The organism is Clostridia bacterium (assembly GCA_016887505.1).
GTDB lineage: Bacteria > Bacillota > TC1 > TC1 > UBA5767 > UBA5767.
The window spans coordinates 715,638-729,084 of the sequence record CP069393.1 but is presented as its reverse complement, the minus strand read 5'-3'; the positions used below and the strand labels follow the sequence as shown (position 1 = coordinate 729,084).

Annotated in this window: 13 protein-coding genes; all 13 read left to right on the top strand. The window is 39.3% G+C overall.

The genetic code is table 11. The features are described from left to right. Nucleotide 1 precedes the first annotated feature (1 nt). The 13 genes from JR334_03595 to JR334_03535 all read left to right on the top strand — a co-directional run bounded on the left by JR334_03595 (nt 2) and on the right by JR334_03535 (nt 13,442). Nucleotides 2-3,667 (top strand): PolC-type DNA polymerase III, encoded by a 3,666-nt coding sequence (locus JR334_03595; GenBank protein ID QRN86319.1) that lies wholly within the window; start codon nt 2-4, stop codon nt 3,665-3,667. 129 nt (nt 3,668-3,796) lie between these two features. Beyond that, nucleotides 3,797-4,474, top strand: coding sequence for a DUF1638 domain-containing protein (locus JR334_03590; GenBank protein ID QRN86318.1), 678 nt, complete (start codon nt 3,797-3,799; stop codon nt 4,472-4,474). A 153-nt stretch (nt 4,475-4,627) separates the two neighbouring features. Then, on the top strand, nt 4,628-4,909 hold the full coding sequence (locus JR334_03585) for a glutaredoxin family protein (protein QRN86317.1): 282 nt from the start codon (nt 4,628-4,630) through the stop codon (nt 4,907-4,909). A gap of 1 nt (nt 4,910) precedes the next feature. After that, on the top strand, nt 4,911-5,393 hold the full coding sequence (locus tag JR334_03580) for a ferredoxin:glutaredoxin reductase (protein QRN86316.1): 483 nt from the start codon (nt 4,911-4,913) through the stop codon (nt 5,391-5,393). 246 nt (nt 5,394-5,639) lie between these two features. Next, the gene (locus JR334_03575) at nt 5,640-6,077 is read left to right on the top strand and encodes a ribosome maturation factor RimP (GenBank protein QRN86847.1); all 438 of its coding nucleotides are present in this window, start codon (nt 5,640-5,642) and stop codon (nt 6,075-6,077) included. 18 nt (nt 6,078-6,095) lie between these two features. Next, a complete protein-coding gene (nusA, locus tag JR334_03570) occupies nt 6,096-7,313 on the top strand; it encodes a transcription termination/antitermination protein NusA (GenBank protein QRN86315.1) in 1,218 nt (405 codons plus the stop codon). Further along, nucleotides 7,303-7,572 carry a YlxR family protein gene (locus tag JR334_03565; GenBank protein QRN86314.1) on the top strand — a complete coding sequence of 90 codons (270 nt, stop codon included), beginning with the start codon at nt 7,303-7,305 and terminating at the stop codon, nt 7,570-7,572. The genes nusA and JR334_03565 overlap by 11 nt, the downstream gene beginning before the upstream one ends. Next, on the top strand, nt 7,565-7,867 hold the full coding sequence (locus JR334_03560; GenBank protein ID QRN86313.1) for a ribosomal L7Ae/L30e/S12e/Gadd45 family protein: 303 nt from the start codon (nt 7,565-7,567) through the stop codon (nt 7,865-7,867). The genes JR334_03565 and JR334_03560 overlap by 8 nt, the downstream gene beginning before the upstream one ends. A gap of 14 nt (nt 7,868-7,881) precedes the next feature. Beyond that, nucleotides 7,882-10,221 (top strand): translation initiation factor IF-2, encoded by a 2,340-nt coding sequence (infB, locus tag JR334_03555; protein QRN86312.1) that lies wholly within the window; start codon nt 7,882-7,884, stop codon nt 10,219-10,221. 18 nt (nt 10,222-10,239) lie between these two features. After that, entirely contained in the window at nt 10,240-10,596 is a 357-nt protein-coding gene (gene rbfA / locus JR334_03550; protein ID QRN86311.1) for a 30S ribosome-binding factor RbfA, read from the top strand. Then, complete coding sequence (locus JR334_03545; protein QRN86310.1) at nt 10,589-11,587, top strand: bifunctional oligoribonuclease/PAP phosphatase NrnA; 999 nt, start codon at nt 10,589-10,591, stop codon at nt 11,585-11,587. The genes rbfA and JR334_03545 overlap by 8 nt, the downstream gene beginning before the upstream one ends. Next, the gene (gene truB / locus JR334_03540; GenBank protein ID QRN86309.1) at nt 11,566-12,489 is read left to right on the top strand and encodes a tRNA pseudouridine(55) synthase TruB; all 924 of its coding nucleotides are present in this window, start codon (nt 11,566-11,568) and stop codon (nt 12,487-12,489) included. Before JR334_03545 ends, truB begins: the two co-directional genes overlap by 22 nt. Next, the gene (locus JR334_03535) at nt 12,486-13,442 is read left to right on the top strand and encodes a bifunctional riboflavin kinase/FAD synthetase (GenBank protein QRN86308.1); all 957 of its coding nucleotides are present in this window, start codon (nt 12,486-12,488) and stop codon (nt 13,440-13,442) included. Before truB ends, JR334_03535 begins: the two co-directional genes overlap by 4 nt. Nucleotides 13,443-13,447: the final 5 nt, after the last annotated feature.

Genomic DNA, 13,447 nt, shown 5'->3' with positions numbered 1-13,447 from the left:
AATGGATACGAGAAAACTGTTGCAAAAAGCAGCTGAACAAGCAAGTCTACCCAAAATGTATTTGGATAAGATAGATCAATTACAGTTCTCTAAAGTATACCTGTATGAAAAGAAAAAAAAGATGCTCTTGCTTATGAATGGCGTGAGTACGATACCGCATGAAATGTTACTTAAGTTGGCTACAGGCATGGAAGAATTACTGAAGTTGGATACTGTATGTATGTGGCCAAGCATAGAAAGAGAAAATTGGTGTGAGGCGACAAGAGACCGTTTTCTAGAAGTTTTACGAGAGGAAATGGGGCAAAAGGCCTTTTTGCTTAAAGGATGTATATCTACTATTGAGATAAAAGATGATATGCTCGATTTAGGCCTTAATGTTGTACTGGCTGTTGACTACTTTAAAAAAGAAAAACATAAGCGTTCAATCTATGAGATGATACATATCATGATGCCTTGGCTAAAAGATGTCGTTTTTCATCTAGATGAAGATAAGGATTTTAGCAAGAGTCTAGAGGTGCTTGAAAAAGATCGTTTACTCACCATACATGAATCTAATCAAAATATGGATTCGAAGAAAGAATCTTCAAGCAATGGTGCTGTGCTACTGGGAAGACAAATCAAGGAGGCACCTCAGCCAATTTTCTCCATCAAAGAAGAAGAAAGAAGTGCAACGTTACAAGGTAAGGTAATTAACCTCGAGATTAGAGAACTGAGAAGTGGAAGAACGCTCGTTACTTTTGATTTAGTCGATAAGAAAAGTGGCATAACAGTTAAATATTTTACGCAAGAAAATGAATCATTTAATGTGAATATGAGCAACAATCAGTTTGTGAAGGTACGTGGATCGGTTCAGACTGACCGATACAGCCAAGAACTCACCATGATGCTCAAGGATATTAACCGAGCGGAACATAAAACGAGAACGGATGATTCTGAGCAGAAAAGAGTTGAGCTACATCTGCATACTACCATGAGTGCTTTAGATGGAATGACCGATCTTAAGATGGCCCTGAAAAGAGCGCACGATTGGAAACATCCCTATATGGCCGTCACAGATCATGGTGGGGTGCAAGCATTTCCTGCGGCACATACTATTGTTAAAAAAGAAGGACTCGATGTCAATGTAGTTTATGGTATGGAAGCCTATTATATTGATGACCGAGAAGGGAAGGATCCCAAAGCTAGACCGTATCATATGATTATTCTAGTTAAGAATCCCAAGGGCTTTCCCAACTTATATAAATTGGTAACTTCTTCCAATCTGAATCATTTCTATCGAAAACCCAGGGTAGTACGAAGTGAACTGGACGCATCGAGGGAAGGACTGATCATTGGGAGCGCATGTGAGGCAGGAGAACTTTTCCAGGCCTTGTATCGGGGCGAGGATACAGAGACCATCGAAAACATAGCAAGGTACTATGATTATCTCGAAATCCAACCCATTGGTAACAATGAGTTTATGCTACGGGAAAACATGGTTTCATCACGCCAAGAATTGGAAAATTTGAATCGACAGATTGTTGAACTCGGTGAGAAATTAGATATACCTGTTGTTGCTACTGGCGACGTTCATTTTTTAGATCCAGAGGATGAAATATATCGTAAGATTATTCAAACAGGGCAGGGATATAAGGATACAACACAGCCACCGCTGTATTACCGTACAACAGAAGAAATGTTGCAGGAATTTTCTTACCTTGATGAGGAAAAGGCGAGAGAGATTGTTATCGATAATCCTATAAAGATTTGTCAAAGCATTGAAAAAGATATGAATCCAGTTCAGACAAAACTGCATCCACCTAAGATTGAGGGAGCAGAGCAAGAAATTAGAACTACTTGTGCGGCAAGAGCGATTGAACTCTATGGAGAGCCTTTGCCTCAAATTGTAGAAGAGCGTATGGAAAGAGAACTAGGTTCAATTATTGAAAATGGATTCTCAGTTCTTTATCTGATTGCTGAAAAACTGGTGAAAAAATCCAATCAGGATGGATACTTAGTGGGTTCAAGAGGATCAGTAGGGTCATCGTTTGTGGCCACCTTGTTAGGAATCACGGAAGTGAATCCCTTGGCTCCTCACTATAGCTGTCCCAGCTGCCATAACAATATATTTATTACAGATGGTTCGGTCGGCTGTGGTGCCGATTTACCAGACCGAGTTTGTGAAAAATGTGGTACTAAAATGATCAAGGATGGCCATGAAATTCCATTTGAGACATTTCTTGGATTTAATGGAGATAAAATTCCGGATATTGACCTTAACTTTTCCGGAGATTATCAGACAACGATTCATAAATATACCGAGGTTCTATTTGGCAAAGACAATGTTTTTAAAGCTGGAACCATAGCAACTGTTGCTGAAAAAACGGCATTTGGATTTGTAAAGAAATTCTTAGAAGAAAATGGGGTTACTAACGCTCGAAATGCGCAACTAGCGGCTTTAGCGAGTGGCTGTACAGGTGTTAAGAGAACCACAGGCCAACATCCAGGTGGTATTATCGTATTGCCCAAAGGGGAAGACGTAAACTGTTTTACTCCGCTTCAAAGACCCGCTGAAGATACGAATTCAGACATTAGGACGAGTCATTTTGACTACCATTCCATCGATGCCAGCTTGGTTAAACTAGATTTGCTGGGTCACGATGATCCAACGGCAATCAAAATGTTGGAAGATTTAACAGGAACAAATGCAAAATCCATTCCACTAGATGATCCAGCTACACTATCCTTATTTTCCTCAGCCGACGCACTGGATTTAGATTGCAATATTTTACCACTTGACGTGGGCTCGCTAGGTATTCCGGAGTTTGGCACAAAGTTTGTTCGTCAGATGCTCCAGGACACAAGACCGAAGGCTTTTTCTGAGTTGGTTCGTATATCAGGATTTTCTCATGGAACGGATGTTTGGTTGAATAATGCCCAAGATCTAATTGTGAATAAGACTGCTAAACTGTCTGAAGCCATATCAACAAGGGACGACATTATGTCATACTTGTTGCATAAAAAACTAGAGCCAATCGTAGCCTTTCGGATCATGGAGGATGTGAGAAAGGGGAAAGGCTTAAAACCAGAATACGAGCAGGATATGAAAGAGCATGAGGTTCCGGCTTGGTATATAGATTCTTGCAAGAAAATCAAGTATATGTTCCCCAAGGCGCATGCAGTAGCCTATGTCACGATGGCTTTCCGGATTGCTTGGTATAAGATTAATTATCCAGAGGCTTTCTACGCTACCTACTTCACAGTTAGAGCAGATGAATTTGATTTGGATATCATCCGACAAGGTCCCAGAAATATCAAAAAAGAGATGAAAAAATTGCATGCATTACCGAGATTATCGGCTCGCGAGAAAAATGTAGAGACGATATTGGAAATTGCTCTTGAAATGTATGCGAGAGGTATAAAACTGTTGCCAATGGACCTGTATCGATCTAGTGCTAGTGATTTCATAGTTGAAGAAAATGCACTACTTCCACCTTTTAATACGATACCGGGGCTTGGAACGAAGGCCGCAAATAGTATTGTGGAAGTGCGGGATAGCAATAAAATTATGTCTATTGAAGATCTGCGGTTGCGGACAAGAATAAGCACAACGGTAGTAGATAAAATGCGAGAAATGGGTATGCTCGAAGGACTTCCTGAAAGCGAACAGATGAGTCTTTTTGGATAAAGAGAAATACGTTAACAGATGATATTAGGCCAATTACAATCAAGACGCGAAAAATCCCCTCCAATAGAGTTAAAGGAATAAATGATTGTGGTAGGGAAATGAAGTGATTAGTGCTGAAGGGAGTTCTGCATGAAAACACTATTGATTGCTTGTGAAACGTTAAAAGAAGAATTATTATTCGTGATTACCGAGGGAAATATTCATGATTTAGATATAGAATGGGTCGATGGTGGTTTACATGAGAATCCAGAAAAACTTCAAAATAGAATCCAGTCTCTGATTGAAAATTACGATGGAGTATACGATTTTATTTTGTTGGGATATGGATATTGTGGGGGCGGGATTAAAGACCTGATTTCTAAAAAATCTACGCTAATTGTTCCGAAAGTGAGTGATTGTATCTCTTTGCTATTGGGAAGTGAAAAGGTAAGGATGGAGATCAATGAGAGAGACCATCCATTTTTCATGACGAAAGGCTGGGCTAGATGCATGGACCAAGTTGGAATATTGTGCATCCAAAGAATCAAAGATAAATATGGCTATGAAAAAACGAGTAATATTTTCCAACAGATGTTTTCAGGCTATAAGGCGATTGATGTTATCGAAACTGGCTGCTATTCCATGGCAGAAGTTCGGGAAAAGGTAGATGAGCTAAATGATTTAATTGGATTGCCGGAGAATATTATTGAAGGTGATTTAAATATAATTTTGGCGTTACTATCTAAGAATTGGAATACACAGTTTATAATCAAACAACCAGGAGAAGCAATTTCACAAAACGACTTTGAACTAGATTCACTTTCATAAACTTGCATAAGTGAGCCATCACAGAACTATGTATCTAAATAATTCTTGCTGGATGTCATTCATCAAACGAGAGAATAGTGATAAGGTACTTTTTAATTTGTATAAAAATGTTTCAATAGGATATACTATTAATAAATGAAAAGGAGAAAACATATGTGGATTCATGTAGATGGAAATGAAGGGGTAACGTTACAGCTTTACGCATTGTCTACTTGTGGCTGGTGCAAAAAAACTAAGGATCTTCTTAACGAACATGGTGTTGCCTATGACTATGTTTTTGTAGATAATTTGGATTCTTCAGACCAAGAAAAAGCATTAGAAGAAATGGTATCATATGTAAGTGAGCAGGCTTTTCCATTGCTAGTTATTGATGGTAAAGATTCGATTCAAGGTTATAAACCAGAAAAAATTGAAGAAATCATCAAGGGGAAATAGGATGGAAAAACGGATTGAAAAACTGTATCAGCAAATTGAAAATGAAATTGCTGGTAAGGGATATTATTTAAACCCAGACCGGGAATTTGTAAACATGCTCTTAAAGGGATTATTGGAAAACCAAGATCGTTATGGATACCAATCCTGCCCCTGTCGCCTTTCAGTTGGGAAAAAGGAAGACGATATGGACCTTATCTGTCCCTGTGATTATCGGGATGATGATTTGGCAGAGTATGGTGCCTGCTATTGTGCCTTGTATGTAGACGAAGAAGTATTTGCTGGGACCAAAAGTGTCCGTTCAATACCGGAAAGACGACGGAAAAAAGCTGTGTCAAATCTGGTTGATGCAAAACTATCCGATCAAGGACTTGCTTATCCAGTGTATCGATGCAAGGTTTGTGGATATCTTATGGCAAAGGATCAGCCCCCCAAACGTTGCCCAATATGTGGTGTTGATCAAGAACGTTTTGAACGATTCATCTAACAAGATGCAAGCGCTATCACAAGGCATCTTGATGAAAGTTTGCTATCGGTGTAAGATCGCTTTTTCAGTAGAATTTTGGGTATAAATCATATTTATGACAATTGGACCGAAAACTCTTGTAAAAGTTACAACTATGCATTATAATTAATAGAAATGAATTGACGACAGTAAAAGTGGGCTCATAGCCCACTTTTTATATTATCTACGGGAGGTAGTCGGATGAGTGCGAAAGACATCCAGCAAAAAATGGAAGAAAGATTTGAAAAAGAGATTGCAAAGTTAGGTTATGACTTGCGGTACGTGGAATGGAAGAAAGAAGGGGCAGAATGGTTCCTTAGGTTTTTCATCTCTTCTGAGCAAGGAATCTCTATTGATGACTGTGAGCTTGTCTCGCGCTATCTTGACCCTATCTTAGATGAGGAGTATAAACCTTCAAACGAAGGCTATATTCTAGAAGTCTCTTCACCTGGCATTGAAGCTCCTTTGCGGAAGAAACGGGATTATGAAGAAGCGATAGGTTCGCTTATCCATATAAAACTTTATGAGAAAATTGACGGTAAAAAGGAATTCGAAGGAATTTTAGAATCGTTTAATGACGATAGTATAATGCTTGATATAAATGGATCATCAAGGCAATTAAAGCGTGAGATGATCAGTTCTGCGCGGTTGGCAGTACAGTTTTAAATTTTGGAGGAGAACAAAATGAATAAGGAATTTATCTCAGCTTTAAAAGAAATTGAGAAGGAAAAAGGCATATCGATAGACATTCTTTTAGAAGCATTGGAAGCAGCATTGATTTCAGCTTATAAAAAGAATTTTAGTACACCTCAAAGCGTTCGAGTAGTAATTGATAGGGAACTTGGTGATATTCAAGTCTTTGCTCAAACCAACATTGTTGAAGAAGTCAATGATGAGCGGATGGAAATCTCACTTGAGGATGCTAAAAAAATTGATATCGAATACGAAGTAGGCGATGTGATTGAGGAAGAAGTAACACCTCGCGACTTTGGTCGTATTGCAGCTCAAACTGCGAAACAGGTTGTTGTACAACGAATCCGCGAAGCGGAAAGAAATATCATTTATGAAGAATTCAGCAACCGTACTAGTGATATTATTACTGGTGTAGTACAGCGTATTGAAAACGGTAACATTTTTATTGATTTTGGAAAGACGGAAGGAATGTTGCCAGTAGCGGAGCAAATTAGCAAGGAACGCTACAATACGGGCGATCGAATCAAAATATATATTGTGGAAGTTAAAAAGACCAATAAGGGTCCACAAATAATTATTTCTAGAACGCATCCTGGTCTGATTAAGAGATTGTTCGAATTGGAAGTTCCTGAAATTCATGATGGAACTGTGGAAATTAAGAGCGTTTCAAGAGAACCAGGTGCAAGAAGTAAAATTGCAGTTTATTCTGAAAACGACAATGTTGATGCTGTTGGCTCCTGTGTAGGACCAAAAGGCTCGCGTGTCCAAAGGGTCGTAGATGAACTTTCTGGGGAAAAAATTGATATTATCAATTGGAATGAGGATCCACGCCTTTTTGTAGCCAATGCTTTATCGCCTTCAAAAGTTGTAGAGATCTTTTTAGAAGAAGGTACGAATGCAGCAAGAGTTGTTGTACCAGATAATCAACTTTCACTAGCCATCGGCAAGGAAGGACAAAATGTACGACTAGCGGCAAAATTGACTGGTTGGAAAATTGATATTAAAAGCGAAACTCAGATGGAGCAATATATTGAGGAACATGGCGGCGAGGAGGCATTTCGGATTGAGGGATCTGATTTCACACTTCGGCTAGCTGCAATAATGGCAGATGAAGATGAAGAAACGCCAGAAGAAACAGAAGAAGTATTAGAAGAAGAAATATTGAAAGAAGCAGTGGAAGAGGAAGTGATCCAAACGGATGAGGAATAATAAAATACCAATGCGTAGTTGTGTGGGTTGCAGGGAAAAGAAAGAAAAGAAAGATTTGCTGCGAATTGTTCGCACACCAGATATGGAAATTAAGATAGACCCAAAAGGCAAGGCACCCGGCAGAGGGGCTTACTTATGTAAGAAAGAAGAATGCTTACACAAGGCCATTAAGAATAAAAATCTGTCCAGAGCATTGGAAATGGAACTAAGTGATGATCTGATTGTAGAGTTGAACAACCAGGTTTTGAAACATGAATGAAGAAACTAGAACCCTTTTAGGGTTTGCTGCAAAATCAGGAAACTTAGTATCCGGTGATAATACCTGTCGCGCACATCTGAAATCCATCAAGCTGGTGATCCTCAGCAAAGATTGCAGTAATGAGACAGCAGGATACTTTAAGAAGCAATTTGGAAATAGATGTTATCAGACCGGAGACCGCTATGAGTTAGGAATAGCCATCGGTAAATCACCTCGTACGGTGATTGGAATCAAAGACTCACAGTTTGCAAGAAGCATTGAGAAATCCATGATAGGGTCAATGGATGAGAAGTAACGGAGGTATAGTGTATGGGTAAGAAAAGACTTTATGAATTGGCGAAAGAGCTAAAGACAACAAATCAAGAAATGCTATGGGTGGTAAACAAACTTGGAATTGAAGCTAAAAATCATATGAGTACTTTAGCTCCAGATGACGAGAAAAAGGTTAGAGCTTTTATTGCGGAAGCATTTAAAAGATTGGAACAAAAAGAGAATGAACGTAAGAGAGCTGTAAAAGAACGTAAGGATGCAGAAAAAAGAGAAGCAGCTAGGCGCGAAGCAGAAGAAAAGAAAAAGTCTGAAGACGCGACCAAAAGAAAACCAGCGGCGAGACCTGCAACGGATAGACGTCCACAGCCACGACAAGATCGCTCTAGGGATAGTAGACCACCAAGAAAAGCTGATATCCCTGATGAAAAACCAGCATTCGAGATAAAACCAAGCAAAAAATTAAAACAGGCTCCACCTAAAAAGAAAATATATAATTCAGATGAAGAACGACGCCAGAAAAAGATTAAGAAAGAAAAAATCGACAGAAATCTTTCTTTAAGTGAGCGTAGAAGCTATCAAAAAACTAGAAAGAAAAAATCAAAAGGTCCGAAACAACCACCTGCATTAATCACGGAAGTTACGATTGGTGAGGAAATCACGATTAAGGATCTGGCTATGAAAATTCGGAAAACGGCCGGTGAAGTGATTTCAAAATTAATGAAGCTAGGTGTTATGGCGACAATTAATGAAAGCATCGATTTTGATACGGCGGTTTTGGTATTGGATGAATTTAAAATCAAGGCTGAATTCAAAACGAATAAGAGAGTAACTGAGATTGAAATTACTGAAGTAGACGATGCTAAAGATTTGAAGAGACGTCCACCAATTATTACAGTTATGGGTCACGTTGACCATGGTAAAACCTCCCTTTTGGATGCCATCCGTGCAACCAAAGTTACAGAAGGTGAAGCTGGTGGAATAACGCAGCATATTGGTGCTTACCAGGTAGAGAAAAACGGCGAGAAAATGACATTTATTGATACGCCTGGACATGCTGCCTTTACCTCTATGCGTGCCAGGGGTGCGCAAATAACAGATATCGCGATTTTAGTAGTAGCAGCTGATGATGGTGTTATGCCACAAACGATTGAGGCTATTGCGCATTCAAAAGCAGCTGGTGTGCCCATCATAGTAGCTGTGAATAAGATGGACAAAGAAGGTGCAAATCCTGATCGTGTTATGCAACAACTAACCGAATATGAATTGGTTCCAGAAGATTGGGGCGGTGATACCATATTCTGTAAAGTATCTGCAGTAACCAAAGAAGGTCTGGATAATTTACTGGAAATGATTCTGTTAGTATCTGAAATATTGGAATTAAAAGCCAATCCAGAACGCCATGCTGATGGCTTCGTAATTGAAGCTGAGTTGGATAAGGGCAGAGGCCCTGTAGCTACTTTGCTCGTTAAGCAAGGCACATTAAATGTCGGCGATGTAGTTGTAACTGGACAGTGTGTTGGTAAGGTTAGGGCGATGAACGATGAGAGTGGGGAAAGTATTACCACTGCGCCCCCTGCAACTCCGGTTGAAGTGTTAGGACTTAGTTCCGTACCAAAGGCTGGAGATATTTTCCAATCTGTAGATAATGAAAAATATGCACGTGATATCGTTGAGCAACGTTGCATAGTTGAAAAAGAAGAAACTGTTTCTAAAAGCCGTAAAGTAACTTTAGAGGATTTATTCAAAAACTTTGAAGAAGGCCAAAAGAAAGAACTCTCATTAATCATCAAGGGCGATGTGCAAGGTAGTGTGGAAGCATTATCACAGTCATTGTTGAACCTGAATACGGATGAAGTAAAAGTGGGTATTATTCATAGCGGAGTTGGCGCCATTACTGAAACTGACGTTATACTAGCTTCTGCATCAAATGCCATCATCATCGGTTTCAATGTAAGACCGGATAGCAATGCTAAAAAAGTAGCAGCACAAGAAGAAGTAGACATCAAGCTTTACCGTATCATCTATGAAGCGATTGATGATGTTAGAGCTGCTATGTCTGGCCTGTTGGAACCAGAAATTCGTGAAGTAGAGCTAGGTGTTGCCGAAGTGAGAAATACTTTCAAGGTGCCAAAAGCTGGAACGATTGCTGGTTGCTACGTAACTAGTGGGAAGATTACCAATTCTGCTAATGTGCGGATAGTCCGTGGCGGCGTAATTGTATTTGATGGAAAACTTTCTTCCTTAAAACGATTTAAAGACGATGCGAAGGAAGTAGCCAGCGGATTTGAATGTGGCATAGGATTTGAGAAATTCAATGATATGAAAGAGGGCGATATTATTGAGGCTTATACCTTTGAGAAAATTGCCCGCGAACTTTAAAAATTAGGAAGTGATGAAATGAGCAAACAAAGAGCAAGAAGAGTATCTGAGGAAATAAAGAAAGAAGTAGCCAAGATTATTCGTGATAACGTGAAGGATCCCCGCGTGGGATTCGTAACCATCACCAGTGTGGATTTGTCTGGAGACTTAAGTGTAGCTAAAATTTATTTTAGCGTTATGGGTGAACAAAACACCATCGATGAGACTGTAGCTGCTCTAGAAAGTGCGAAGGGTTACATTCGGCGCGAAATTAGCCAACGCATAAAGCTAAGACATGTGCCAGAGATTCATTTTTTATATGATCACTCCATTGAACAAGGTACACATATTGACGCTTTGCTGGAGAAAATCAAGCAAGGTGAAGCTAGTGAGTAAAAAATCTAGTGAAATACTTTCAATGCTCAAAGGAAAAAAGGTATTGGTGACTAGCCACAGAGATCCCGATGGAGATTGCATCGGTTCAACTGTGGCTATGACGCTCGCCTTAAAACAACTGGGTTTTGAGGCAGATGCCTTAAATTTGGACGAGATTCCTTATCGCTACACATTCTGCGACCCGTCAAAATTGATTTACGATATAGATCACATTCCTGATAGGAAACATGAGGTAGTTGTTGTTTTAGACTCGAGTGATTTGAACCGCTTGGGTTACGATATGAAGAAAGAATTTCCGCGCATCCATACGATAATAAATATTGATCATCATAGGAGTAACGTTGGTTTTGGGGATTTAAATATTGTAGAAGACACTGCATCTGCAAATTGTGAGATTCTTTTTAGAATTCTTACAGAATGGGAGGTTCAGTGGAATAGTCAAATTGCGAATGCGCTATATACTGGCATTACTACGGATACCGGGTCCTTTAAGTATGAATCTACTTCTTCCGAGACGCTTAGAATTGCAGCATCTCTTATTGATTATGGAGCAGATATCAATATCATTCGGGCAAGCATATGGGAGAATGAACCGTACAATAGGATTCGAGCTCTGTCAGATGTTTTGGATGACCTTAAAATTACAAAAGACGGACGTATCTCTTGGATTAAAATATCTTTAGAGGAAATTCAAAGACACAAATTAAACAATGGAGATTTGGAGTCCTTTGTTGATTATCCACGCACCGTAACTGGTGTAGAAGTTGCCCTATTTATAAAAGAAATGGAAATGGGTAAACTTAAAGTATCGGTTAGAACGAAATCATGTATCGACGCAACTAAGATTGCATCAATATTTGGCGGTGGTGGACATAAGAGAGCAGCTGGATTTAAAGTAGAAGGAAAACTGGACGAACAAGAGCAAAGAATTATTAAACTCGTTCAGGAAGAGGTAGATAAGGAGTACCAATGCATGGATTCATTAACCTAAAAAAGGAAAAGGGTTGGACTTCTCATGATGTGGTAGCAAAACTGCGAGGTATACTGAAAACCAAAAGAATTGGGCATACCGGTACTTTGGACCCTGAAGTTGAAGGCGTTTTGGTGATTGCAGTCGGAAAAGCCACAAAAATGATTCAATACATGGAAGATGTCAAAAAGACTTATGTTGCAGAAATCACGTTTGGACTTTCTACCGATACGGAAGATATGCAGGGAAGAGTTCTAGAACAGCGTCTTGTGGAGGCGGATGAATTAGCTAACTTACGTTGTGTTCTTTCAAAGATGAAAGGACAAATTGAACAGATTCCGCCCATGTATTCGGCTGTTAAGATTAACGGACAAAAGCTATATAAATTGGCTCGCAAAGGTCAAGAAATTGAGCGTCCAACTAGGACGATACGTATTTATGACAATAAACTGTTATATGGTCCAGTTAGGAATGAAGAAAATTGGACAGCTGGGATAGAAGTAGTTTGCTCTAAAGGTACGTATATCCGTACTTATTGTAAAGATCTTGCTGCAGCCTTAGGAACCATTGGTGTGATGAGTGACCTGAAACGAACAAAAGTCGGCATATTCGATATTTCAGATTCCCTTACTATCCAAGAAATCGAAGATATGACAAAGAATAACGATGATTCTTTTCTACAGAACATAGGTGATGTGGTTCCAGGAAAGAAATATACGATACAAAACGATAAAGCTGTGGAGCGTGCTAAACATGGAAATAGCCTTTCATTGAAAGATATGGGAATCCATAAAATGGATGAAGTTGAGTGTGATGAACCGCTAATGATTTATTTACCTGACGGTACGTTACTTGGCGTAGCAGTTTGCATAAAAGAAGGCGAAAGCTTTACTATCAGGATGAAGAAGGTGTTTATAGCTTGAAACTCATTAAAAGCATGACTATGATTGAAGAGCCTATTTGCATTTCACTTGGAAATTTTGACGGATTACATATTGCACATCGAAAGCTGATTGAACATGCTTTGGAAGTTGGTAAGAAAAAAGGACTCGCAACTGCAGTTCTCACATTTTCTCCTCACCCTAAGGAATTCTTTTTTGGAAGAGGACCAGAACAGATTCTTCCACATCATCTAAAAGATGCAATTTTAGAAAGCATGGGAGTGGATTATCTTATCGTCCTACCGTTCAACATTACGACAGCCACGATGGAGCCAGAAGTGTTTATTAAAGAAATTCTTTTGGAAAAGTTTAATGCAAAGTATATCTGTGTAGGTTACAACTACCATTTTGGTGACAAACAGATGGGGAATGTTTATTTGCTGGATGCCTTGAAAGAAAAATTTGGTTATGAATTATATATCCAAAAAGAGATTCGAACCCAGGAAATGAGTGTTAGCTCTACCGCAATTCGCGACATGATTAATGAAGGAAATGTTGCCTTGGCTGGGACCTTGCTGGGATACTTTCCGTTTATCGAGGGAACTGTAGTGAAAGGCAACTGTATCGGGCGGAGCATAGGGTTTCCTACGGCCAACATCAATCTAAATGAAAAGCTACTGGTTCCCAAAGTTGGGGTATATATGGGGTATGTCAAAGAAAAAGATGCTATTCATAGAGCGCTGATCAACGTAGGGAAAAGGCCGACAATTGGTGATAATTTTGAAACCAATATTGAGGCACACTTACTGGACTATTCCGGAGACTTATATGATAAAACCATTCAGATTTCATTTACAGAGCGTATTCGCGATGAAGTTAAATTTGATACACTAGAAGAGTTAAGACATCAGTTACAAGAAGATGAAGAACTTACGCGTCAGAGAATGATGAGTGAAAGCAAAAATATTGCTAAGTTCCCTGATTCTCTATATTAATGCTT

Coding starts and splice junctions, on each gene's coding strand:
- JR334_03595 (QRN86319.1), top strand. CDS start 2: ATGGATACGAGAAAACTGTTGCAAAAAGCAGCTGAACAAGCAAGTCTA.
- JR334_03590 (QRN86318.1), top strand. CDS start 3,797: ATGAAAACACTATTGATTGCTTGTGAAACGTTAAAAGAAGAATTATTA.
- JR334_03585 (QRN86317.1), top strand. CDS start 4,628: ATGTGGATTCATGTAGATGGAAATGAAGGGGTAACGTTACAGCTTTAC.
- JR334_03580 (QRN86316.1), top strand. CDS start 4,911: ATGGAAAAACGGATTGAAAAACTGTATCAGCAAATTGAAAATGAAATT.
- JR334_03575 (QRN86847.1), top strand. CDS start 5,640: ATGGAAGAAAGATTTGAAAAAGAGATTGCAAAGTTAGGTTATGACTTG.
- nusA (QRN86315.1), top strand. CDS start 6,096: ATGAATAAGGAATTTATCTCAGCTTTAAAAGAAATTGAGAAGGAAAAA.
- JR334_03565 (QRN86314.1), top strand. CDS start 7,303: ATGAGGAATAATAAAATACCAATGCGTAGTTGTGTGGGTTGCAGGGAA.
- JR334_03560 (QRN86313.1), top strand. CDS start 7,565: ATGAATGAAGAAACTAGAACCCTTTTAGGGTTTGCTGCAAAATCAGGA.
- infB (QRN86312.1), top strand. CDS start 7,882: ATGGGTAAGAAAAGACTTTATGAATTGGCGAAAGAGCTAAAGACAACA.
- rbfA (QRN86311.1), top strand. CDS start 10,240: ATGAGCAAACAAAGAGCAAGAAGAGTATCTGAGGAAATAAAGAAAGAA.
- truB (QRN86309.1), top strand. CDS start 11,566: ATGCATGGATTCATTAACCTAAAAAAGGAAAAGGGTTGGACTTCTCAT.